At 57.8% G+C, this 21,960-nt stretch carries 24 protein-coding genes; 10 read left to right on the top strand and 14 right to left on the bottom strand.

Annotation, left to right across the window (positions count from 1 at the left end):
* Positions 1-12 precede the first annotated feature (12 nt).
* Together ilvN and ABD720_RS07520 are read right to left on the bottom strand one after the other, a co-directional pair.
* Positions 13-504 (bottom strand): acetolactate synthase small subunit, encoded by a 492-nt coding sequence (ilvN, locus tag ABD720_RS07515; RefSeq protein WP_344762644.1) that lies wholly within the window; start codon positions 502-504, stop codon positions 13-15.
* A 2-nt stretch (positions 505-506) separates the two neighbouring features.
* Positions 507-2,243: an acetolactate synthase 3 catalytic subunit gene (locus tag ABD720_RS07520; RefSeq protein WP_344762645.1), complete on the bottom strand. Its 1,737-nt coding sequence runs from the start codon at positions 2,241-2,243 to the stop codon at positions 507-509.
* Between the two features lie 513 nt (positions 2,244-2,756).
* Here ABD720_RS07520 and ABD720_RS07525 point away from each other — a divergent pair.
* The 7 genes from ABD720_RS07525 (at position 2,757) to ABD720_RS07555 (ending at position 8,161) form a co-directional block, all read left to right on the top strand.
* The gene (locus tag ABD720_RS07525; protein ID WP_344762646.1) at positions 2,757-3,326 is read left to right on the top strand and encodes an RNA polymerase sigma factor; all 570 of its coding nucleotides are present in this window, start codon (positions 2,757-2,759) and stop codon (positions 3,324-3,326) included.
* Positions 3,323-3,727, top strand: a complete 405-nt coding sequence (locus ABD720_RS07530) for a DUF3619 family protein (protein ID WP_344762647.1) — start codon at positions 3,323-3,325, stop codon at positions 3,725-3,727. Before ABD720_RS07525 ends, ABD720_RS07530 begins: the two co-directional genes overlap by 4 nt.
* A gap of 41 nt (positions 3,728-3,768) precedes the next feature.
* The gene (locus ABD720_RS07535) at positions 3,769-4,428 is read left to right on the top strand and encodes a DUF3106 domain-containing protein (protein ID WP_344762648.1); all 660 of its coding nucleotides are present in this window, start codon (positions 3,769-3,771) and stop codon (positions 4,426-4,428) included.
* Positions 4,428-4,928, top strand: coding sequence for an RDD family protein (locus ABD720_RS07540; RefSeq protein WP_344762649.1), 501 nt, complete (start codon positions 4,428-4,430; stop codon positions 4,926-4,928). The genes ABD720_RS07535 and ABD720_RS07540 overlap by 1 nt, the downstream gene beginning before the upstream one ends.
* 78 nt (positions 4,929-5,006) lie before the next feature.
* Positions 5,007-5,531, top strand: coding sequence for a hypothetical protein (locus ABD720_RS07545; protein WP_344762650.1), 525 nt, complete (start codon positions 5,007-5,009; stop codon positions 5,529-5,531).
* A 2-nt stretch (positions 5,532-5,533) separates the two neighbouring features.
* Complete coding sequence (locus ABD720_RS07550; RefSeq protein WP_344762651.1) at positions 5,534-7,177, top strand: GMC family oxidoreductase; 1,644 nt, start codon at positions 5,534-5,536, stop codon at positions 7,175-7,177.
* 18 nt (positions 7,178-7,195) lie between these two features.
* Positions 7,196-8,161 (top strand): alpha/beta fold hydrolase, encoded by a 966-nt coding sequence (locus ABD720_RS07555; RefSeq protein ID WP_344762652.1) that lies wholly within the window; start codon positions 7,196-7,198, stop codon positions 8,159-8,161.
* On the opposite strand, the gene ABD720_RS07560 is transcribed toward ABD720_RS07555, so the two are convergent.
* Entirely contained in the window at positions 8,109-8,732 is a 624-nt protein-coding gene (locus tag ABD720_RS07560; RefSeq protein WP_344762653.1) for a TetR/AcrR family transcriptional regulator, read from the bottom strand. The two genes, ABD720_RS07555 and ABD720_RS07560, sit on opposite strands and share 53 nt — an antisense overlap.
* 124 nt (positions 8,733-8,856) lie before the next feature.
* Between ABD720_RS07560 and ABD720_RS07565 the strand changes: the two genes are divergently transcribed.
* From ABD720_RS07565 to ABD720_RS07575, 3 genes are all read left to right on the top strand, one after another.
* On the top strand, positions 8,857-9,327 hold the full coding sequence (locus ABD720_RS07565; RefSeq protein WP_344762654.1) for a fasciclin domain-containing protein: 471 nt from the start codon (positions 8,857-8,859) through the stop codon (positions 9,325-9,327).
* Positions 9,328-9,438: 111 nt separating this feature from the next.
* A complete protein-coding gene (locus tag ABD720_RS07570) occupies positions 9,439-10,110 on the top strand; it encodes a TetR/AcrR family transcriptional regulator (protein WP_344762655.1) in 672 nt (223 codons plus the stop codon).
* 19 nt (positions 10,111-10,129) lie between these two features.
* Positions 10,130-10,726 carry an LOG family protein gene (locus tag ABD720_RS07575; RefSeq protein WP_344762706.1) on the top strand — a complete coding sequence of 199 codons (597 nt, stop codon included), beginning with the start codon at positions 10,130-10,132 and terminating at the stop codon, positions 10,724-10,726.
* 20 nt (positions 10,727-10,746) lie between these two features.
* On the opposite strand, the gene ABD720_RS07580 is transcribed toward ABD720_RS07575, so the two are convergent.
* The 11 genes from ABD720_RS07580 to truA form a co-directional block, all read right to left on the bottom strand.
* On the bottom strand, positions 10,747-11,985 hold the full coding sequence (locus ABD720_RS07580; protein WP_344762656.1) for a cystathionine gamma-synthase family protein: 1,239 nt from the start codon (positions 11,983-11,985) through the stop codon (positions 10,747-10,749).
* Positions 11,986-12,020: 35 nt separating this feature from the next.
* Entirely contained in the window at positions 12,021-12,671 is a 651-nt protein-coding gene (locus tag ABD720_RS07585; protein ID WP_344762657.1) for an NAD(P)H-binding protein, read from the bottom strand.
* 1 nt (position 12,672) lies between these two features.
* On the bottom strand, positions 12,673-14,190 hold the full coding sequence (purF, locus tag ABD720_RS07590) for an amidophosphoribosyltransferase (protein WP_344762658.1): 1,518 nt from the start codon (positions 14,188-14,190) through the stop codon (positions 12,673-12,675).
* A 23-nt stretch (positions 14,191-14,213) separates the two neighbouring features.
* On the bottom strand, positions 14,214-14,702 hold the full coding sequence (locus ABD720_RS07595; protein WP_344762659.1) for a CvpA family protein: 489 nt from the start codon (positions 14,700-14,702) through the stop codon (positions 14,214-14,216).
* A 23-nt stretch (positions 14,703-14,725) separates the two neighbouring features.
* Positions 14,726-15,664 carry an SPOR domain-containing protein gene (locus ABD720_RS07600; protein WP_344762660.1) on the bottom strand — a complete coding sequence of 313 codons (939 nt, stop codon included), beginning with the start codon at positions 15,662-15,664 and terminating at the stop codon, positions 14,726-14,728.
* Between the two features lie 19 nt (positions 15,665-15,683).
* Positions 15,684-16,985: a bifunctional tetrahydrofolate synthase/dihydrofolate synthase gene (gene folC, locus ABD720_RS07605; RefSeq protein WP_344762661.1), complete on the bottom strand. Its 1,302-nt coding sequence runs from the start codon at positions 16,983-16,985 to the stop codon at positions 15,684-15,686.
* Between the two features lie 75 nt (positions 16,986-17,060).
* Positions 17,061-17,933, bottom strand: coding sequence for an acetyl-CoA carboxylase, carboxyltransferase subunit beta (gene accD, locus ABD720_RS07610; protein ID WP_344762662.1), 873 nt, complete (start codon positions 17,931-17,933; stop codon positions 17,061-17,063).
* Between the two features lie 81 nt (positions 17,934-18,014).
* Positions 18,015-18,818: a tryptophan synthase subunit alpha gene (trpA, locus tag ABD720_RS07615; protein WP_344762663.1), complete on the bottom strand. Its 804-nt coding sequence runs from the start codon at positions 18,816-18,818 to the stop codon at positions 18,015-18,017.
* Positions 18,819-18,908: 90 nt separating this feature from the next.
* Positions 18,909-20,240, bottom strand: coding sequence for a tryptophan synthase subunit beta (gene trpB, locus ABD720_RS07620; protein WP_344762664.1), 1,332 nt, complete (start codon positions 20,238-20,240; stop codon positions 18,909-18,911).
* 25 nt (positions 20,241-20,265) lie between these two features.
* Complete coding sequence (locus tag ABD720_RS07625; protein WP_344762665.1) at positions 20,266-20,952, bottom strand: phosphoribosylanthranilate isomerase; 687 nt, start codon at positions 20,950-20,952, stop codon at positions 20,266-20,268.
* Between the two features lie 111 nt (positions 20,953-21,063).
* Positions 21,064-21,876: a tRNA pseudouridine(38-40) synthase TruA gene (truA, locus tag ABD720_RS07630; protein ID WP_344762666.1), complete on the bottom strand. Its 813-nt coding sequence runs from the start codon at positions 21,874-21,876 to the stop codon at positions 21,064-21,066.
* Positions 21,877-21,960 lie beyond the last annotated feature (84 nt).

Consider the following 21,960-nt stretch of genomic DNA (forward strand, 5'->3'; position numbering starts at 1 on the left):
AACCGGGCTGCCTCACACTTTCAGGATGCGCTCGCCGCGGCCTATTCCCGAACCGCCTGTGCGCACTGTTTCGAGTATCGATGCGTGGTCGATCGAATCAATAAAGGCATCGAGCTTGGTCTTGTTGCCGGTCAGCTCGATTGTGTACGTCTTTTCGGTGACATCGATGATGCGGCCACGGAAAATATCCGTCGTCCGCTTCATTTCTTCACGTTCCTTGCCGACTGCCCTGACCTTGATGAGCATCAGTTCACGCTCGATGTGGGCACCTTCGGTCAGGTCGACCACTTTCACGACTTCGATCAACCGGTTCAGGTGCTTGGTGATCTGTTCGATGACATCGTCCGAACCATTGGTGACGATCGTCATCCGTGACAGGGTCGCGTCTTCGGTTGGTGCCACGGTCAGTGTTTCGATGTTGTAGCCACGTGCAGAGAACAACCCCACGACGCGGGACAAGGCGCCGGCTTCATTTTCCAGAAGTACGGAAACAATATGGCGCATGATTACAGGTCCTCCGATCCAAGCAGCATTTCAGTCAGGCCTTTGCCGGCTTTCACCATCGGCCAGACGTTTTCGGTTTGATCCGTAATGAAGTTCATGAACACCAAACGGTCTTTCATGGCGAACGCCTCTTTCAACGCACCGTCGATATCCTTCGGATTTTCGATCTTCATGCCGACGTGACCATACGACTCGGCCAGCTTGGTGAAATCCGGCAGTGAATCCATGTAGGACTCGGAATAGCGGCCGTTGTAATCGATTTGCTGCCACTGCCGCACCATGCCGAGCACGCGGTTGTTGAGCAGGATAATCTTCGGCGTCAGGTGATATTGCTTGCAGGTTGCGAGTTCCTGGATGCACATCTGGATCGATGCTTCGCCGGTGATACAGGCAACGGTCGCATCCGGATTGGCCATCTGCACACCCATGGCATACGGCAGGCCAACGCCCATCGTGCCGAGGCCGCCGGAGTTGATCCAGCGCCGTGGCTTGTCGAAGCCGTAGTATTGCGCAGCCCACATCTGGTGCTGACCAACATCGGAGGTGATGAAGGCATCACCCTTGGTGACTTCCCAGACTTTTTGCACCACCGATTGGGGCTTGATGACGATATCCGAATTCGCGAATTTCAGGCATTCCTTGCCACGCCATGTATTGATCTGCTTCCACCAGCTGGCCAGGGCCACCGGATTCGGCTTTTGCGCAGCCGCTTCTGCGGCGTCCAGCTGGGACAGCAGTTCCTGAAGCACATCGCGTACGTTGCCGACAATCGGAATGTCGACCTTGACACGCTTGGAAATCGACGACGGATCGATGTCAATGTGGATGATCTTGCGGGGTACCGACGAAAAGTGCTTGGGATTGCCAATCACGCGGTCGTCGAAGCGCGCGCCGATCGCAATCAGCACATCCGAATTCTGCATTGCCATGTTGGCTTCGTAGGTGCCATGCATGCCGGGCATGCCAACGAAATTCTCGCTGGTCGACCGATAGGCGCCAAGTCCCATCAAGGTATTCGTGCACGGGAATCCGAGCTTGTCGACCAGCTGATTCAGCTCGGCCGAGGCATTCGCCAGGATCACGCCACCGCCGGTATAGATCATTGGACGTTCCGCACTGAGCAGCAACTGCACTGCCTTGCGGATTTGTCCGGAATGGCCTTTGTCGACCGGGCGGTACGAACGCATTTCAAGTTCCTTCGGATAGTCATACACGCACTTGTGCATGCTGATGTCCTTCGGGATATCGACGAGTACCGGACCGGGGCGACCGGTTCTGGCGATGTAGAACGCTTTTTTCATCGTCATGGCCAGATCCTTGACATCTTTCACAAGGAAGTTGTGCTTCACGCAGGGGCGCGTAATACCGACGGTATCGCATTCCTGGAAAGCATCCTGGCCAATGGCATGCGATGGCACCTGACCCGAGATGATGACCATCGGGATCGAATCCATGTAAGCGGTTGCCAGACCGGTTACCGCATTGGTCACACCGGGTCCGGACGTGACGATGGCGACGCCGGTTTTTTCGGAGCTGCGGGAATAGGCATCTGCCGCATGAATTGCGGCTTGTTCGTGACGAACCAGGATGTGACGGAATTTGTCCTGATTGTAGATAGCGTCGTAGATATACAGTACTGCACCGCCGGGATAGCCGAACACGTGCTCGACACCTTCTTCGGCGAGACACCGGACAACGATTTCTGCGCCGGTCATTTCCAGATTTGTTTCAGTGTTCATGGTACGTTCCTTTCAAGGTCCATTGGAGATTGATCGGATGCTTGTTCCTGGCGAATCCAGTGTAGGCGGGCGGGTCTCGGGCATTCCTTTTTTGTGCGGTTCCGCGGTTGTCGACACCCTCGCAGGAGGATGCCTCGAACTCGGTCAACGCGACTCGTTCAGCCGGAGGATCGAACACTTCAATACAGGATTCTCGCGCTTGTGGCACGGGACAAAGCAAACAGCCTTATGGTAAAGCGCGTCCTGCCGCAGTGCCGTGTTGTGCATGGCTGGCGACGGGACCATAGGTCTCTGCGGTGCGAGAGGGAGACACACGTTAATGCGTCGCACCATTTAGGTCAAGTTAAAACAGTTGAAATTGCCGTCGCCCTCATGTTTTTTACGCAAAAATCATGCACTGGATATAGTTTTTTGCTAGAGTGCGCAGTGTTTCACGTAAGGCTACGTCTCCTCCTTTAACGAATTGAATTCACTGACTTTTTCAGGCGGTCCGGTTATGGTCCGCCACCTTGCATGGCAACTGATAAAGAACTTTCCGATTTCCTTGAGAATGTAGAGCGTCGCGCCTTCAAGCAGGCCGTCTATGCCGTCCGTAAAGACGAGGCTGCGCTCGACATCGTGCAGGATTCGATGATCAAGTTGTCACAAAGCTACGGCGACAAACCCGCCGCTGAATTACCTCTGCTGTTCCAGCGCATCCTGCAAAACACGATCCATGATTATTTTCGGCGCGAAAAAGTGCGCAATACCTGGGTCACGCTGTTTTCGAGCATGACGGGCAATGGCGAAGCGGGTGACGAGTACGAATTGCTCGACCACTACAATGCCGAAAACGGATCACAAGCCTCGGAATCGGGCGCCGACAAACTGCAGCGCGAACAAACGCTGAACGCCATCGATAGGGAGGTACAAAAACTTCCAGCTCGTCAACGCGAGGCATTCCTGATGCGTTACTGGCAGGACCTCGACGTGGCCGAAACGGCTGCAGCCATGGGGTGCTCGGAAGGCAGCGTCAAAACGCACTGTTCCCGGGCCACGCACTCATTGGCACAGGCGCTAAAAGCCAAAGGAATTACGCTATGAACAACAGAGAATTGAACTTCGCTTACAAAGTGCGGCACGCGCTCAACGAAAACCTGGACAACTTGCCTGCGGCAACCACCGACCGTTTAGCCGCCGCGCGCCAGAAAGCCCTCGGCATGAAGCGCAATTCGACACCCCTGCACGTCAGGGCTGCCAAGAGCGCATTGGCAGGACAGGTCGGCGGCTTTTTTCAGCAATCGTCACCATGGCTCAATCGCGCCGGGCTGGTGATCCCGCTGATCGCACTGGTGATCGGTTTGTCCGGCATGTACAAATTTGAAAAACAGCAGCGCATCAGTGAAATAGCCGATATCGATGCGGCCGTGCTGTCCGATGAGCTGCCATTGTCCGCCTACCTGGATCACGGCTTCAGCGCATATCTGGCCAGACAGACGGATTGATGATGGGACGCGGCGCTGTTACCACCGGCAAACCACGATGGATGGCAATCATCCTCGTGGCCGGCATCGCGCTGGCTGCACTTGCCGCACTGGCTGTTCCTTCCATATCGCCGCCCGCCACTCCGGCGCCCACGTCCGTTGCAAGCAAACAGGTAGCTCCGCCCGATACAACGTCCCGTCCATTGTGGTCGGAACTGACCGTACAGCAAAGAAAAGCACTCGCGCCACTGGCCGACGAGTGGAACCAAATCGAACCATTTCGCAAAAAGAAATGGCTGGAAATCGGTAACCGCTTTGGCAACATGGGCCCGGAAGAACAATCGCGCGTCCAGGAAAAAATGCGCGAATGGGCAAAGCTGACGCCCGATGAGCGTCGGGTTGCGCGTGAAATTTATACGCGCACCAAAAAACTGGATGCAAGCCAGAAATCGGCCCAGTGGGAGGAATACCAGCAACTCCCCGAAGACCAAAAGAAAAAACTCGCTGCCGACATCGCCGCAAAAAAACGCGTTGCCAATTTGCCTTCCACGTCGGCAACCGTCAAGCCGACGCCCAAGCCATACGAAAAGGCAGCCCCTGAAAAGGCCGTCGTCGCGCCAGCCATCGAAATAGCACCACTGGCTTCCCCATCCGCGGGGGCAGCACAACCCGCCCTCGCCCCGGCGCCGACCAGTTCACCGACACCATCGAAACTGCCCTGATGCAAGAACTATCCGCACCACCTTCCGTACTCCGACGTATCGCAGTCATGGTCTATGAAGCCATGCTGCTGTTCGGCGTTGTCTTCATCGCAGGCTGGCTGTTCGGCACCCTGCTGCAACAGCGCAATGCGCTATATCTGCGCGGCATACTTCAATACTGGCTGTTCTTCGTGATCGGCGCCTACTTCATCTGGTTCTGGAGCCATGGTGGTCAGACACTGGCGATGAAAACCTGGAAGGTACGCCTGGTTGCCAAAGACGGCGGGAATGTCTCTCTGCAGCGCGCTGCAGCCCGTTTCGCGCTGAGCTGGCTGTGGATCGTTCCTGGCCTGCTGGCTGCCTGGCTGCTGGGTGCCAGGGGCTGGATGCTGGTAGTCATTCCGACAGTAAACATCGTCGTCTGGGCTGCACTGTGCCTGCTCGATCCTGCCAGACAATTTCTGCACGATCGTCTGGCAGGAACGCGCGTCATCAACGTCGCCTATCCAAAAAAGAAATAGTCACTTCGTCGCGATTGCGTTGTACGGGATACCCGGCTGCCGCTGCGGTACACTGAAAAAAACAACCAGAGCGAAACCATGGCATTGAAGACCTCGACCACGCGTCGCTCTTTTCTCAAGGTCGGAGTGATAGGAGCCGTGACCCTGGCTTCCGCCGGCGGCATTTACCGACTGATGCGGCCGGTATCGCTACCCGAAAAATTCACGCTTGATGGCGAGGCGGCATTGGCCCTCTCCAGCATCATCGCAGTGGTCCTCCAGGGTGCCGCTCCCGCAAACCGGAAAACCGTCACGCAAGCCACCGATCGCGTGCTCGCTGCCATCGCCGGATTGCCTTTGACCACCCAAAAAGAAATACAGGATCTGTTCGCGCTGCTCTCGTTCGGAGTCACCCGGCGACTGCTCACAGGGGTTCCTGCCCAGTGGCAGGACGCCAAGCCGAACGATGTTGCCGCTTTCCTGCAAAGTTGGCGCACCCATCGCCTGGCCCTGTTGAAAAGTGCCTATGCCGCTCTGCACGACCTGATCCTGGGGTCCTGGTACGCCGACGAGACAACCTGGGCGTCGATAGGCTATCCCGGTCCGATACAGGTATTGCGCTGACCATGGCAATTCTCTTGCAAAACAATAATCCAATTCCCGATCCGATTGCGGCAGGCCTTGCTGCAGGATGGAACGTCACCGACGCGGCGACGCTGGAAAGCGACCGCATCCTCGACGTCGATGTCGTCATTATCGGTACCGGAGCGGGCGGCGGCGTCACCGCGGAAACGCTGGCGCTGGCAGGTCTGAAAGTGCTCTTGCTTGAAGAAGGCGCGCTGAAATCCTCGCGCGACTTCAAAATGCGCGAAGCCGACGCCTATCCGTCGCTATACCAGGAATCTGCCGCCCGAAAAACCCGCGACAAAGCGATCAATATTCTGCAGGGACGCACGGTCGGTGGCTCGACGACAGTCAACTGGACCTCCAGCTTTCGTACGCCCGACGACACGCTGCTGCACTGGCAACGGCATTACGGTCTGGCAGGCTATACGTCGACTCATCTCGCGCCCTGGTTCAGCATGATGGAGCAGCGCCTGCATATCAGTGACTGGCAGCTGCCTCCCAACGAAAACAATGATCTGCTGCGACGTGGCGCAACCCGACTGGGGATTCCGACTGCGGCCATACGGCGCAATGTGAACGGTTGCTGGAATCTGGGCTATTGCGGCATGGGTTGCCCGACCAATGCCAAACAATCGATGCTGGTGACGACCATCCCGTCTGCGTTATCGAAAGGCGCTCTGCTCTTTACGCACACCCGCGCTGACAAGTTCATCTTTACCGGTGACCGTATCGACAGCCTGCTCTGCAGCGCAATGGATACTAGCGGATTGGCACGCACCGGCAAACGGCTGGTTGTGCGCGCCCGGCATTACGTGCTTGCCGGCGGCGCAATCAATTCGCCGGCCTTGCTGCTGCGCTCGAAAGCACCCAATCCGAATGGCTTGCTGGGCCAGCGCACCTTCCTGCACCCGACCTTGATCTCGGCAGGATTCTACGAGCAGGAGGTCAATGCCTACGCCGGTGCGCCGCAGACGATTTACTCCGATCATTTTCTGACGACGCAGGCCATCGATGGCCCTCTCGGCTACAAGCTCGAAGCGCCACCGCTGCATCCGCTGCTGTTTGCGACGACGATGCAGGGCTTCGGCGCGCAGCATGCTGCGATGATGCAGCAGTTTGCCCATACCCATGCGCTGCTGGCCTTGCTGCGCGACGGCTTCCACGCGCAGTCGACCGGTGGCAAGGTTTTGCTGGCAGCAAACGGATCGCCGGTGCTGGACTATCGGCTGAACGATTTTTTCTGGAACGGAGCCCGGCGTGCATTGCTGTCGATGGCAGAAATCCAGTTCGCCAGCGGCGCAAAAACGGTCTATCCGGTGCATGAACTGGCTCAGGGCTACGGTAGCTGGGCCAGCGCAAAAAAAGCGATTGAAGGCTTGCCGCTGAAACCGCTGCTGGCGCGTGTCGTCTCCGCGCACGTGATGGGTGGCTGCACGATGTCGGACGATGCGGGCCTTGGCGTGGTGTCGTCGAATGGTCGCTATCACGGCATCACGAATCTGTCGGTCCATGACGGGTCGCTGTTTCCGACCTCGATCGGCGCCAATCCGCAGTTGTCGATCTATGCCATCACGGCAATGCTGGCGAGCGGACTGGCGCAATCGCTGACCGGAAAACCGGCACCGCGGCTAGTGCCCCTGTGAGCGCGAGCTGCTGACGTGGTGACACGCTACATGCGCTATTTGCTGCTTGCGCAGTGTCTGGTTGCGGCCGGTCTGGTGGTGCTCCAGATCACCGTCCTGCATGTCCGGAATGCCTGGCTGGCACTCGCAATCAGCATCGTGCTGGTAGTGCTGGTCAGGTTATCGATCACGGCGAACAGCTTCCGGCTGGCGTGGCGGTTTCGCAGTGAAACGCCGGTACCGGCCCGGATCAACTTGCGTCAGACGACTCGCCTGTTCTGCACGGAATTCCTGGCCAGCATGCTGAGTTCTTCCTGGAGCATGGCGTTCCACGCATTTGAAAAAAAACCGGCACGACATCCGGTCGGACTGCCCGTCCTGCTGATCCATGGTTACGGGTGCAACAGCGGTTACTGGCGCTCGCTGAGCCGGAGACTGAGCGCCGCCAACATCACCCACCACGCCGTGAACCTGGAACCGGTTCTGGCCGATATCGACAGCTATGTTCCATCGGTCGAGCAGGCCATAACCACGCTGATTCACGACACCGGCAGCGACCAGGTGGTGCTGGTGGCACACAGCATGGGCGGCCTGGTTGCCCGTGCCTGCCTGCGCGCTCACGGCGACAACCGCATCGCCAAAGTCATCATGCTGGGAACACCGCACCATGGTACAGCGTTGGCCAGACACGGCATCGGCATCAACGCGCAACAGATGCGCTGCAATGCCGACAAGGCCGGCATGGTGCCGAGTGACTGGTTACAACAACTGAATCGGTGCGAGGACATCGCGCATCGTGCAATGATGGTCTCGATCTATTCTCACCATGACAACATCGTGGCGCCGCAACGGTCCTGCCATCTCGATGGCGCGACCAACATCGCCGTGCAGGGAATCGGTCATGTCGCGCTGGCACTCGACCAGGGTGTACAGCAACAGGTGATCGATGAAATCAGATCGGTGCGGGTGCCACCCCGAGCCCGTCGAAACAGGTCGACATCATGAAGGCCACAATCTGCGCATCGGTGTACAGACCCATCATTTTCAGATAGTCGACGCTCGGATCGCAGGAGCGTGCATAGATGGTCAGCAAGATGACCTCGATCGGCAAATCGGCGCGCAACGCGCCGGTGGTGCGGGCGCTATCAATCAGTCCGCCAAGCAGCTCGTTGAGGTCCATCACTTTGCTGATGTAACGGGTATTGCCTAGCAAGGATTCGCGCAGAAATTTATTGTCCGAGGGCAGCGTTGGCAAGCCACCCTGCATCCTGACTTCGAGCGCCCACTGCAAGATACCGCGCAATTTATCGATCGCTGGCATTTCCGGGGGCAACGCGCGTACATGGGTCAGCGTGTTCTCGATCAGGTCGGTCATGGCCGCTGCCGCCAGGGATTCTTTTGATACGAAGTGCTTGTACAGACTGGCCTTGGCAATCCCGACTTCGGCGGCGACTTCGTCCATCGTCATCAGTTCATAGCCTTTTTGGGCGAGCAACTTGTGTACCGCCTTGATGATCGACGCTTCTCTCACGATTAATTGCTGTTGCTTGAAAGAGAGTTTGGGTGTCGGGATCATCGATACGATTTTCTGGAAACGAAGTGAAGTTGAACTTTTTCGATTATATGACAACTACTATCAGTGATTCCGCATTCAAAAACCGGAACTTCCACCCACTGTTGCACAACGTAAAGGGGAACTCATGACATCAACATGCATACCAGCCATGGTCTCCACGATCGTACTGTCCTTCTCGCTAACCGCCGCACACGCCACCGACCTGATTGATACCGCCGCCACGGCAGGCACATTCAAGACCTTTCTGGTGACCGTCAAGGCAGCCGGCATGACCGACTCGCTTAAAAAAGACGGGCCTTTCACGGTCTTCGCACCCAGCGACGAAGCCTTTGCAAAACTGCCGAGCGGCACCCTGGAGTTGTTGATGAAAGACAAAGCCAAGCTGACCAAACTGCTATCCCACCATATCGTTCCGGGCAAAATCCTGGTATCGGAAGTCAAACCCGGCCCCATCAAAACCATGCAGGGGGATGCCGTCACATTAACCTCTGACAATGGCAAAATCACGATCAATGGTGTCAATGTGACAGAGAGCGATCTGCTTGCCGACAATGGCGTGATACAGGTCATCGACTCTGTCATGCTGCCGCGCTGATTCGGGTTGAAAGTAGCGTCACGATGCATGGACCAGAGACCGCCACAGACACTAGCCGTGGCCGGAATCTTCGATGTTATGCTAGCCGCACATTCAATTCGGCGACTCTCCATGACCACGCAACAAAAAGCACCGCGTCGCACCCGCGAGCGGATCCTTGAGCTCTCGCTACGCCTGTTCAACGAATTTGGCGAACCCAATATCACCACGACGGTGATCGCGGACGAGATGGGCATTTCGCCCGGCAATCTCTACTATCACTTCCGCAATAAAGACGACATCGTCAATTCGATCTTCGTGCAATTCGAAAGCGAAATGTCGCACATGCTGGGTGTTCCGGATGCACGCCAGCCGAACATCGAAGATGTCTGGCGCTACCTGCATCTGATGTTCGAACTGGTCTGGCGCTACCGCTTTTTTTACCGCGACATGAGCGACCTGCTCTCACGCAATCGCAAGGTGGAACTGGATTTCAAACTGATTCTTGCCCACAAGATTGGTGTTGCCCGTCAGCTCTGCGACGGCTTGCGATCCGGCCAGGCATTGCAGGCAAGTGACCTCGAAATCGATGCGCTGGCGACCAACATGGTGGTTGTTGCGACTTATTGGCTGTCTTACGAATATGTCCTCAATCCACGCAAATATACCGAGAAGCAAGCGATGGCCGATGCACTGGCACGTGGTTGCTATCAGGTGCTGTCGCTGATACGGCCCTACTTGCGCGGCGACACGCTGCTGCGATTCGAGCAGCTGGCCGACAATTACCAGGCAAAGCTGGGCTGAGCCCGAACCCGACACCATGATCACATCACTTTGCGTCTATTGCGGCGCGTCCCCCGGCGCCTCCACCCTGTATGCCGACGCGGCACGCTCACTGGGCAGGTCGCTGGTAGAGCAGGACATCGCGCTGGTCTATGGCGGCGGAGATGTCGGCCTGATGGGTGTCATCGCAGACGAAGTGATGCGCTGCGGTGGCGACGTGACCGGCGTGATCCCGACCGCATTGGTGGACAAGGAAGTCGGCCACGCCGGCCTGACGCGGTTGCATGTCGTCAAAGACATGCATGAACGCAAGGCCATGATGGCGTCGCTGTCGGATGGCTTCATTGCGATGCCGGGCGGCATGGGAACGATGGAAGAATTATTTGAAGTACTGACCTGGTCGCAGCTCGGTTTTCACGACAAGCCGATCGGCTTGCTGAATGTCAACGGCTTCTATGACGGCCTGATCACGTTTGTCGACCACATGGTGACGCAGGGTTTCCTGCGCCCGCACCACCGGCAATTGCTGATGCATGAAGCCGATGACCTCAGCCTGCTGCATCGCCTGACGGACTACCAGCCGGGACGCATCCCGAAAGTCCTGAGCGCCGATGCGGTCGGGACGCTGCTGCCTTAGCGTCGCTGCTGGCCCTCTTGTTACCCCAGCGCCTGCCGAAAGTCTTCCACCAGGTCCACCGTATCTTCGATACCGACCGAGACCCGAATCAGCGATTCGGCAATCCCCATCGATGCGCGCCGCTCGGCACCCATCTCGAAAAAGATCGTGTGGGCGACCGGAATCACCAGCGTACGGGTATCGCCAAGATTACTGGCCGGGATCGCCAGCTTCAGGCGATTCAGGTAATCGAAGCAATCAACGTCGTCGCGCAATTCGAAACTGAACAGGCTGCCAAACGCCCGGAACAGCTCGCCTGCAATAGCATGCTGCGGATGCGATGCAAGTCCCGGATAGTGGACAGCAGCTACGCGCGGATCGGCTTCCAGCATCCGCGCCAGCGCCATCGCATTGGCACATTCGCGATCCAGCCGCAGCGCCATGGTTTCCGAACCGACGGCCAGATGATGCGCGGCCTCGGGACCCAGCGATCCGCCAAAATCGCGCAGCGCCTTGGCCCGAATTTGAGCCAGACCCCACTGAATTGCCGGAGCACGCTTGTAGTTCTCCAGGATATTCGGATAGCCGGTCCAGTCGAACAGACCGGTATCGGTCAGGCTGCCGCCCAGCGCGTTGCCATGGCCACCGATGGATTTGGTCAAGGCATTCACCACCAGACTGGCACCGACGGACTTGGGGCGGAACAGGTATGGCGAAGTCATCGTATTGTCGACCACGTAAAGTATGCCGCGCGCAGCGCACAGTGCGCCGATGCGCCGGAGATCGGCGACCTGCGTACGGGGATTGGCGATGGTTTCGACAAACACGACGCGGGTGGCCGGCGTCAGTGCTGCTTCGACATGGCTGACGTCGGTGGCATCGACGAAGCTCACGGTCGCGCCCTGCCCTGCGACGGTTTGCCACAGGCTGTTGGTATTACCGAACAAAAATGCCGATGACACCACATGATCGCCTGCACGCAATAGCGATTGCACCACCGCCGCGATCGCTGCCATACCGGTGGCAAAACACAATGTTCCCTGGCCGTCTTCCATCCGGGTGATCTTCTCTTCGAGCGCCGAGACGGTCGGATTGCCCTGGCGGCCATACCGATAGCCGGCTTGCTTGCCCTGAAAAACCGCCGCGAGTTCGCGCGCATCCTTGTAGCCAAAGGCCACCGAGGTATGGATCGGTTTGTGCAGCGCGCCGTGTTCGATCGGCTTTTGCCGGTCGCTATGCAGGATGGTGGTGGTAAAGCCGTACTTGTCTGGAGTAGTCATGATAAAAATCTAGGGTGCATTCGACGGATGTCGATTCATGCGGTCTGGAGTTGGTCTGATTCAATGATATGGACGCCCTGGCGACCCAACTGTGCCGAGGCTCGCAAGGCACTGGCGACAGCGGCGACCGTGACGGCGCGGTATTTTTTGGGAACGAAGAGCTTGCCAATTTTCATCAGCAGCAACGCCACGCGTTCTGCCGGACGCATTTCCTTGCGGTCTCCATCGAGCAACGATGGTCGCACAATGGTCACTCCATGAAACCCGAGAGACGCGACTGCGCCCTCCATTTCGCCCTTAATGCGGTTATAGAACACGTCCGAGGTCGGGCTGGCGCCAAGCGCCGAGACGACGGCCAGCTGGGTCGCACCGGTCTGTCGCGCACGGCGTGCCGAGGCGATGACATAATCGACATCGACCCGGCGAAAAGCCGCCTGCGAACCGGCAGTTTTGATGGTGGTACCAAGACAGCAAAACAGAACCTCGCAAGCGGGCCAGTCAGCCTGTGCAATCTGATCGAAGTCGATCACGTGCTGAACCACTTTGGCCTGTCCGGATGCGGCAAACCCGACATCGACCCGTCGCACCATCAGATGCACCGCATCGACCGCCTTGTCTTGCACGAGCTGCGCGACCAGCGCCCGGCCGACCAGCCCGGTCGCCCCGACCACACAGGCGCCTGGCATCTCAGTCTACCTGGGCCAGGTTCAGGTTCAGCTGCGAACGCACCGCATCGTCACTTTCCGGCTGCGGATTGTTACGGGCAAATTCGATGCGGTCCAGATAGTCGCGTGAAATATCACCGGTGACATAGACGCCGTCAAAACACGATGCCTCGAAATTGCGCAAGGCCGGATTGACGTCCGAGATCGAGCGCTTGAGTGCTTCGATGTCCTGGTAGACCAGTGCATCGGCAGTGATTTCTCTGCAGACTTCTTCGGTGCTGCGCCCGTAGGCAATGAGCTCGTTGCGTGTAGGCATATCAATGCCGTAGACATTCGGAAATTTGACCGGTGGCGCCGCCGACGCAAAGATTACGCGCTTGGCACCGGAGTCGCGCGCCATCTGTACGATCTCGCGGCTGGTGGTGCCGCGTACTATCGAGTCATCGACCAGCAACACGCTCTTGCCCTTGAACTCGGAGCCGATGGCATTGAGCTTCTGGCGCACCGATTTTGCACGGATTGCCTGTCCCGGCATCAGGAAGGTACGACCGATGTAGCGGTTCTTGATGAAGCCTTCGCGGTAATCAAGGTTCAGTTTCAGCGCCAGCTCCATCGCTGCGGGCCGCGACGAATCCGGAATCGGCATGACGACATCGATGTCACCGGCGGTGAATTCACGTTTGATCTTGTCGGCCAGGTATTCACCCATCTTCAGGCGCGCGGCGTAGACCGACGCGCCGTCGATCACGGAATCAGGACGGGCGAAGTAGACGTATTCGAATGCGCACGGGTTCAGAGTCGGATTTTCGGCACACTGCTGGTTGTAGAGCTGGCCATCGTTGTCGATAAAAATCGCTTCGCCCGGCATCACATCGCGCAGGAAGCGGAAACCCAGTCCTTCGAGCGCCACGGATTCACTCGCCACGACATACTCGGTGCCCTTGTCGGTGTCGTTGAAGCCGATGCACAGCGGCCGGATACCATACGGATCGCGAAATGCCAGCAAGCCGTAACCGGAGATCTGTGCCACCACCGCATACGAGCCACGGACCCGCTTGTGCAGGATGGCCACCGCCTTGAACAGCGCAGCCGGGTCCAGCGAGTACCCGGAGGTCGCCTGCTGGATTTCATGGGCCAGCACGTTGAGCAGCACTTCGGAATCCGACGAGGTATTGATGTGCCGCCGATCGTTCTTGAACATCTCGATCTTCAGCTGTTCCCAGTTGGTCAGGTTGCCGTTGTGGGCCAGCGTGATGCCGAATGGCGCATTCACGTAAAACGGTTGAGCCTCTTCGGCACTGGCTGAACCTGCGGTCGGATAGCGGCATTGACCGATACCGATATTGCCTTGCAGCGAACGCATGTTACGGGTGCGGAATACGTCCCGCACCAGGCCGTTGGCCTTGTGCATGTAGAACATATTTGCATGACTGGTTGCAATTCCTGCAGCATCCTGACCGCGATGCTGCAACAGCAGCAATGCATCGTAGATCAGTTGATTGACAGGATTATGAGAAACGACGCCGACGATGCCACACATGGTGGACTCCTAACAAAGACAATTCAAAACTGGACGTGCCGGGCAAGATCACCCGGCAAGAAGGGTATGGCGGCGCGCGCGGCAGCTTCGGCCAGCGGGCTCAGGATCGCTTCGGTCCAGAATGCCTGCTTCGGTATCGACGTCGTGCCACACAACAGTACAACCACAAGAATAATTGTCAAACCCCGCACGGCACCGAACCCACTGCCGAGCACCCGATCGGCGACGGTCAGGCCACTGGCCTTGATCACGCTTTCCAGCGTCATCGTCAATAACATCATCAGCAATCGCACGCCAATAAACAGCACAAGAAACGCCACGATCAACCGTGTCACGCTACCGGGAATCAGCTCCGGAAGCAACTGTGCCAAGGCGTCTCCATACTTGTTGGCCACCACCAGCGCGACGATCCAGCTCGTCAGCGACAGGACTTCCTTAACAAGCCCACGCAAGAGTCCGATCAGGACGGAGCAACTCAGCACAAACACCACCAGATAATCAAACAGCGTCACGAAGCGTACCGAACATGTCCGGATCAGGACGGCACCACGGTGCCCGTCAAACCGATCTTGACCAATTTTGCACGCGCCTTGTCGGCCTCTTCCTGGCTGTTGAACGGACCAATGCGGATGCGGATACGGGCACCACCTTCGGTCGACACGGTCTGGGTGTACGAGGCGATTCCGGCGGACTTCAGTTTTTCCTGTAACTCGGCGACTTTCTCTTTCGAGGCCAATGCGGCGATTTGCACGATTACTTTGGTTGGCTTTTTGTCGGTTTTTGTTGCAGCCGTGTCGCCATCGAGAATCGCACGCGCGCGCGCGCTGTCGGCGAGTTTTTCATCCGCGTCAACCGACTTTGGTTCGGGCTTGCTCTCGGGTTTCGGTTCGGGTCTGGACTCGGGTCTGGACTCGGTTTTGGACTCTGGCTTGGGTTCCGGCTTGGATTCTGGTTTCGATTCTGGCTTGGCTATCGGCTTTGTCGGCGTGGCATTGGCGATCTGTACTTTGGACTTGCTCTCTTCGACAGGCTTGGCAGCGACTACGGAGGCGGGCGGCTTGGCAGGTGACGTCTGGGTCACTGCCGGATCGATGACTTCTTCGGCCTGGTCCAGTGCCGCGCCCTGTGGCACATTGGCTGGCGCAGCGCGTGCCGTGACCGGACGCGCCGGTGGCAGGTCCTTGGAGGGAATTTGAATGGAAATATCTTCGGCCAGTGGTTTTGGCTCCGAGTCCAGCACCATCGGTAAACCGATCACGGCAGCCAGCACCAGAGCAACGGCGCCGACCAGCCTGCGTCGCGCGCGTTTTTTTTCCGGCAGGACCGGGTCAACCGGTTTGGCTGCAGACGCGGCAGGTTGTCGCTTTCCACGAGTGCGGACAGCTTTTGAATCCTCTTCAGCACGCGAATAAAACGCACCTTCGGCGGAGTCTGGTTCTTGCGGTTTTTTGCGGAAAAGCGAGGACAAGCCCATGCGGTCGACTATGAAGGTTTCAGTGATTGTGTGCGGCGCGGTACGCCATCACGCCAGCGACCGTGAGGAACGACCCGAAAACCGCAATTCTATCATTCTCCCCTGCCCGGTTCGTTGCATTTGCGAATGCGTCGGCAGGTGAAGAGAAGGTCTGGATGGTGCATTCTGCGCCCGGATCGTTACCGGGAACGATCCCGGCTGCGAGCAGCTTTTCCTCGATTTGCGCGGCGGTGGCGCCGCGCGGCAGCGGCAGGTCGGTCAGGCACCAGTGGTCGATGTGCCCTTTCAGCTGGGCGATCACGCCATCGATATCCTTGTCGTGCATCGCGCCAAAAACTGCATAGGTGTAGGGATGAAAGCCCATGTTGCCGAAATTTTGCGACAGTGTCGCAGCGGCATGCGGGTTATGTGCCACGTCCAGAATCACCGTCGGACGTCCTGGCAGAACCTGGAATCGCCCCGGCAGGTCGACCAGCACCAGACCGGTCCGCACTTCCTGGGCACCCACTGGCAAGCGGGTGCGCAAGACTTCGAGCGCCGCCAGTGCGGCAGAGGCATTGAGCAACTGGTTGGCACCGCGCAAACTCGGATAACCGAGCGAGTTGCGGCGCTGTACCCGACCGCCATAATTCCATTGCAGCTTGTCGCCCATGTAATTGAAGTCGCGCCCCAGCAACCACAGGTCGGCGCCGATCGCTGCGGCATGGTCGAGCAGCGATTGTGGCGGCATCGGGTCACTGCAAATGGCGGCTTTGCCTGCCCGGAAAATACCGGCTTTTTCAAAGCCGATCGCTTCACGGGTCGAGCCCAGATATTCGGTATGGTCGATGTCGACACTGGTCACGATGGCCACGTCGGCATCGATGATGTTCATGGCATCGAGTCGACCGCCAAGACCGACTTCAAGGATCACTGCATCCAGATTGGCGTCGATGAACAATTGCAGGATCGCGAGTGTCGTGAATTCAAAGTAGCTGAGCGAGATCTCGCCACGCGCCGCTTCCACCCGGGCGAACTGCGCAATCAGGGCATCATCGCTAGCGGACTCGCCATCGATCCTGGCGCGTTCATTGAACCGGATCAAATGCGGTGATGTCGACAAGCCAACCCGGTAACCGGCTTGCAGCAGGATCGCTTCCAGCATCGCGCAAGTCGATCCCTTGCCGTTCGTGCCACCGACGATGATTACCGGGCAGTCAAAATGGATGCCCATTCTGGCGGCGACGGCTGCGACCCGATCAAGTCCCATGTCGATGGTGATCGGATGATGCGATTCAAGCCGGCTGAGCCAGCCGTCCAGGGTTGTCGGAAGCGTTTGCATAGGAACTCGGATAGCGTCGAACGGGAAAATAAAAAGCCCGAACACGTGGTTCGGGCTGGTTAGTGGCGCAGATTGTTATGCCAGTACGTCAGCCGCCTGATTTTGCAGCAGAGCCAGCAGGCGGGCAATTTCTTCGCGCATCTTGCGTCGATCGACAATCATGTCGACCGCGCCTTTTTGCACGAGGAATTCGGCACGCTGGAAGCCTTCCGGCAATTTCTCGCGCACGGTGTTTTCGATCACGCGCGGGCCGGCAAAACCGATCAGTGCCTTGGGCTCGGCAATCACCACATCGCCCATGAACGCAAATGAAGCGGACACGCCACCCATGGTCGGGTCTGTCAGTACGGAAATGAACGGCAATTTTTTCTCGGACAGGCGCGTCAGCATTGCCGTGGTTTTGGCCATCTGCATCAGCGAAAGCAGCCCTTCCTGCATACGCGCGCCGCCGGTTGCGGTAATGCAGATGAACGGCACTTTTTGCTCCAGAGCGTTCTGGGCGCCGCGAACAAAGCGCTCACCGACGACCGACCCCATCGATCCGCCCATGAATTCAAATTCGAAGCAGGCCACCACGACTGGCAGCGACATGATGGCGCCCCCCATGACGATCAGCGCATCGGTTTCTCCGGTGGCTTCCATCGCGGCCTTCAGGCGATCAGGGTATTTTTTGCTGTCCTTGAATTTGAGGGTATCGACCGGCAGGGTTTCCTGACCGATTTCGTAACGACCACCGGCATCGAGCAACGCGTCGAGACGTTCGCGCGCACGGATACGCATGTGGTGATTGCACTTGGGACAGACGCGAATGTTCGATTCGAGGTCAGTGCGGTACAGCACCGCCTCGCAGGACGGACATTTGACCCAAAGGCCTTCGGGCACCGATTTGCGGGTAGCGGATTCGGAGCGCTGGATGCGCGGTGGTAGCAGTTTCTCAAGCCAGCTCATTGTTGCCTCTTAATTTATTTCCTGCGAGATTGTACCTTCTGACCGGGGATACACCAAAAAAGGACATCCGCTCGCCTCTGGTCAGGCCGGCGCGTCGAGTGCGGCGCGAATCCCTGCCATGAAGTTGCGTGCAACATCGACCGCCTGGTCATGCGGTGTGGTTTCCAGCTCCTGGATGATACGACTACCGATCACAACGGCATCAGCGACTTGCGCAATGGCCCGCGCGGTGGCACCGTCACGGATACCGAAACCGACTGCAATCGGCAATTTGACATGCTGACGAATTGCGCCGATGCGCTCTTCGACCTCGCTGATATCGATGTTGGCTGCGCCAGTGACGCCTTTGAGCGAAACGTAGTAACAGAAGCCACGACCGACGGCAGCAACCTGGCGAATCCGCTGATCCGTCGAGGTCGGCGCCAGCAAAAAAATCGAATCGAGATCGCTGGCCTGCATGCCTGCAGCGAACTCTTCGCATTCCTCTGGCGGATAGTCGACCACGATGGTGCCATCGATACCGGCTTCAACAGCGGCCTTGATAAACGCCTGTTGCCCCATCCGTTCGATCGGATTGGCGTAGCCCATCAGTACGACGGGGGTATGTGAATTGGTCTCGCGAAACTCGCGAACAAATTCGAGGACATCACGCAAACCGACCCCATATTTGAGTGCGCGTTCACAGGCGCGCTGGATGACCGGGCCTTCCGCCATCGGATCGGAGAACGGCACCCCGAGCTCAAGAATATCGGCACCTCCGGCAACGAGTGCATGCATCAGTGGCACTGTCAGTTGTGGCGACGGATCGCCGGCGGTGAAGAACGGGATCAATCCGGTTTTGTGATGTGCTGCGAGGGCAGCAAATGTTGCTTGAATTCTGGACATGGCTTCTATTGTGGTGATTGGTGTCAACGACGAGGACCTGCTCAACGCAGGCCGGCGCCGTTATCCGGTCCGGCCTGCGGCATTGCCAGCCTATTTATGCAAGGTCACGACCTGGGTTGCACCAGCAGCAGCGGCAACAGCGGCAGCACCGACGGCACAGGATTCACGGCAATAGAAGTTCATGCCCATGCGCTCGGCGACGGTATGCATATCCTTGTCGCCACGACCAGAAAGGTTGGCCAGGATGATTTTGTCTTTCGGCAGCGTGGCGGCCAGCTTTGCTGCATAGGCCAGTGCATGGGCTGACTCCAGCGCAGGAATGATGCCCTCGATCAGGCAACAGTCGTGGAATGCCTGCAACGCTTCGTCATCGGTAACACCGACATACTGGGCGCGGCCGATATCCTTCAACCAGGCATGCTCGGGACCGACACCCGGATAATCGAGCCCTGCCGAGACCGAATGCGTTTCGGCGATCTGGCCATTGTCGTCTTGCAGCAAGTAGGTACGATTGCCATGCAGGACGCCTGGTGTGCCAAGTTGCAGTGACGCGGAATGCTTGCCACTGTTCATGCCTTCACCTGCGGCTTCGACGCCGATCAACTGAACGTCCGGATAGTCGATGTACGGATAAAAAATGCCCATGGCATTTGATCCGCCACCGACACAGGCAACCACGTAATCGGGTTGACGGCCGGTCATCACCGGCATTTGCTGCAGGCATTCTTCGCCGATCACCGACTGGAAGTCACGCACCATCATCGGATACGGATGCGGTCCGGCAACGGTGCCGATGATGTAGAACGTGTTTTCGATATTCGTGACCCAGTCACGCATGGCCTCGTTCAAGGCGTCTTTCAGCGTCTTCGAACCAGATTCGACGGGGACGACAGTCGCGCCCAGCAATTTCATGCGATAGACATTTTGTGCCTGGCGCTTGATGTCTTCACTGCCCATGTAGACCACGCACTCAAGTCCGAAACGCGCGCAGATCGTGGCGGTGGCAACACCATGCTGGCCGGCGCCGGTCTCGGCAATCACACGCGGCTTGCCCATACGCTTGGCCAGCAAGGCCTGACCGATGACGTTATTGATCTTGTGCGCGCCGGTGTGGTTGAGGTCTTCGCGCTTGAAGTAGATTTGTGCTCCGCCCATTTTTTCGGACCAGCGTTTTGCATGGTAGACCGGACTCGGACGACCAACGAAGTGGGTCAGGTCGTCCCGGAATTCGGCAAGGAATTCGGGGTCCTGGTTGTACCGCGCATAGGCTTCTTTGAGCTCATCGAGCGCATGGGTCAGGGTTTCCGATACGAAGCTGCCGCCATACGGACCAAAGTGGCCGCGGGCGTCCGGCAGGTTATAGGCTTCGGCTTGGGCAACTTGTCGCTCGATGGCGTTGTCGAGTACGTTCAATGTATTCATGGATGATTTCTCTTCAGGTCGTTGATCAGCGCGGGAGCGTGTCGGCTAGGCGCACGGCTCCGATGAAATTCCGTATTGCAGCGGCGTCCTTGATGCCTTTTGCGGATTCGACGCCACTACTGACATCGACGGCAAACGGACGCACCTGCGTCACGGCGTCAGTCGCGTTGAGTACGTTCAAGCCACCACTTAAAACGACCTGAGGCGCGAGTTCTTCTGGAATGAGAGACCAATCGAATACCTTTCCGCCACCACCATAACTGTCGACCAGAGTGTCGAGCAGCAACCCGGCAAACAAGGTGCCGGTAGTGCCATAAGCGCTGCCGTATTCTAGCAAATCTTCGCGAGTTGTTTGCGCGCCGACCCGAACGGCACGAATATAGGGCCGATTGACGGCCGCGGCAATCGCGGCACACTGCTGCGGCGTTTCGTCGCCGTGAAACTGCAGTAGCGATACCGGTGCGACTGCGACCACGCGTGCGACCTCGTCGGGTGTCGCATTGACAAACAAACCAACGGTGGTGACAAAGGCCGGTACGCGCTGCAGCAAGGTTGCCGCGGACTGCGCACTCACGGAACGCGGGCTGGGTGCATAGAACACGAAACCGATCGCATCTGCACCTGCGGCAACCACCTCATCGACATCCGCCGGGCGGGTCAGACCACAAATTTTGATGCGTGTTCGGTGCGTTGGGTTTACTGGGTGAGTCATGAAGAATGCCATCTGGAGTGAAGATCGGCCCGGCAAGTCACTTGCCAGGGCTCATGTTGTCGGTCGGCTCAAGCGCGACCACAGCCAGCCAGAACCAGAATACCCCGGCAATCAGAAGCCGGCGAAAGCGTCCGCTGGTGCTTGCGGCAATTGCCACTTTGGATCGTAATCGATTTTTGCGAGGTACAAGCCATGCGGGCTGAAGGTCGGTGCTGCGAGGTGCCGATTTTTCTGAACCAGCAATTCGGACAACCACGTCACCGATTGACTGCCATTGCCAACATAAATCAGCGAACCGACCAGATTGCGCACCATGTGATGCAAGAAGGCGTTCGCATGCAGCTTGATGACTATCAAATCGCCACGGCGTACGAAGGCGATGTCATGCATCATCTTTACGGGTGATTTGGCCTGGCAATCGGCAGAACGGAACGCCGTAAAGTCATGCGTACCGATCAATCCTTGCGCTGCTTCCTGCATGCGATCCACGTCTAGCGGACGAAACACCCAACCGGCCTTTCCCTCCCATAGCGGCGATCGAACAGGATGGTTGTACAGCAAATAGTGATACACCCGCGAACGTGCACTGAAGCGTGCATGGAATTCATGCTCGAAGTCAGTGCACGCCACTGTCACCCACCGCACCGCAATCGACGGCGGCAAGTGCGTGTTGAGGCCTCTCACCCAGGATGCGGTTGGGCGGTCGATGATGGTATCAAAATGCACCACCTGCTCGATGGCATGGACACCCGTATCGGTACGACCCGCACAGCTAGTCTTGATGTCCGTCTGCGTGAATTTTTTGAGTGCCAGTTCAAGCTGATCCTGCACCGTCAGACCGCTCAACTGGGTCTGCCATCCATGCCACGGCGTGCCGTCATACTGGATTCCAAGAATCAGTCGCTTCACATTAATTCCCAACATGCGCCGGTTCGGCAATGATTCCGTGTTCCAAACAAAACGGGCGCAACCACGAAGCGTTGCGCCCGCCATCAACCAGTCGGAGTA

The organism is Actimicrobium antarcticum, assembly GCF_039536745.1.
Lineage (GTDB): Bacteria > Pseudomonadota > Gammaproteobacteria > Burkholderiales > Burkholderiaceae_D > Actimicrobium > Actimicrobium antarcticum.

What these genes read in the sequence shown, in the direction of transcription:
- ilvN (WP_344762644.1), bottom strand. Translation starts at nt 504, where the DNA reads ATGCGCCATATTGTTTCCGTACTTCTGGAAAATGAAGCCGGCGCCTTG.
- ABD720_RS07520 (WP_344762645.1), bottom strand. Translation starts at nt 2,243, where the DNA reads ATGAACACTGAAACAAATCTGGAAATGACCGGCGCAGAAATCGTTGTC.
- ABD720_RS07525 (WP_344762646.1), top strand. Translation starts at nt 2,757, where the DNA reads ATGGCAACTGATAAAGAACTTTCCGATTTCCTTGAGAATGTAGAGCGT.
- ABD720_RS07530 (WP_344762647.1), top strand. Translation starts at nt 3,323, where the DNA reads ATGAACAACAGAGAATTGAACTTCGCTTACAAAGTGCGGCACGCGCTC.
- ABD720_RS07535 (WP_344762648.1), top strand. Translation starts at nt 3,769, where the DNA reads ATGGCAATCATCCTCGTGGCCGGCATCGCGCTGGCTGCACTTGCCGCA.
- ABD720_RS07540 (WP_344762649.1), top strand. Translation starts at nt 4,428, where the DNA reads ATGCAAGAACTATCCGCACCACCTTCCGTACTCCGACGTATCGCAGTC.
- ABD720_RS07545 (WP_344762650.1), top strand. Translation starts at nt 5,007, where the DNA reads ATGGCATTGAAGACCTCGACCACGCGTCGCTCTTTTCTCAAGGTCGGA.
- ABD720_RS07550 (WP_344762651.1), top strand. Translation starts at nt 5,534, where the DNA reads ATGGCAATTCTCTTGCAAAACAATAATCCAATTCCCGATCCGATTGCG.
- ABD720_RS07560 (WP_344762653.1), bottom strand. Translation starts at nt 8,732, where the DNA reads ATGATCCCGACACCCAAACTCTCTTTCAAGCAACAGCAATTAATCGTG.
- ABD720_RS07565 (WP_344762654.1), top strand. Translation starts at nt 8,857, where the DNA reads ATGACATCAACATGCATACCAGCCATGGTCTCCACGATCGTACTGTCC.
- ABD720_RS07570 (WP_344762655.1), top strand. Translation starts at nt 9,439, where the DNA reads ATGACCACGCAACAAAAAGCACCGCGTCGCACCCGCGAGCGGATCCTT.
- ABD720_RS07580 (WP_344762656.1), bottom strand. Translation starts at nt 11,985, where the DNA reads ATGACTACTCCAGACAAGTACGGCTTTACCACCACCATCCTGCATAGC.
- ABD720_RS07585 (WP_344762657.1), bottom strand. Translation starts at nt 12,671, where the DNA reads ATGCCAGGCGCCTGTGTGGTCGGGGCGACCGGGCTGGTCGGCCGGGCG.
- purF (WP_344762658.1), bottom strand. Translation starts at nt 14,190, where the DNA reads ATGTGTGGCATCGTCGGCGTCGTTTCTCATAATCCTGTCAATCAACTG.
- ABD720_RS07600 (WP_344762660.1), bottom strand. Translation starts at nt 15,664, where the DNA reads ATGGGCTTGTCCTCGCTTTTCCGCAAAAAACCGCAAGAACCAGACTCC.
- folC (WP_344762661.1), bottom strand. Translation starts at nt 16,985, where the DNA reads ATGCAAACGCTTCCGACAACCCTGGACGGCTGGCTCAGCCGGCTTGAA.
- accD (WP_344762662.1), bottom strand. Translation starts at nt 17,933, where the DNA reads ATGAGCTGGCTTGAGAAACTGCTACCACCGCGCATCCAGCGCTCCGAA.
- trpA (WP_344762663.1), bottom strand. Translation starts at nt 18,818, where the DNA reads ATGTCCAGAATTCAAGCAACATTTGCTGCCCTCGCAGCACATCACAAA.
- trpB (WP_344762664.1), bottom strand. Translation starts at nt 20,240, where the DNA reads ATGAATACATTGAACGTACTCGACAACGCCATCGAGCGACAAGTTGCC.
- ABD720_RS07625 (WP_344762665.1), bottom strand. Translation starts at nt 20,952, where the DNA reads ATGACTCACCCAGTAAACCCAACGCACCGAACACGCATCAAAATTTGT.
- truA (WP_344762666.1), bottom strand. Translation starts at nt 21,876, where the DNA reads ATGTTGGGAATTAATGTGAAGCGACTGATTCTTGGAATCCAGTATGAC.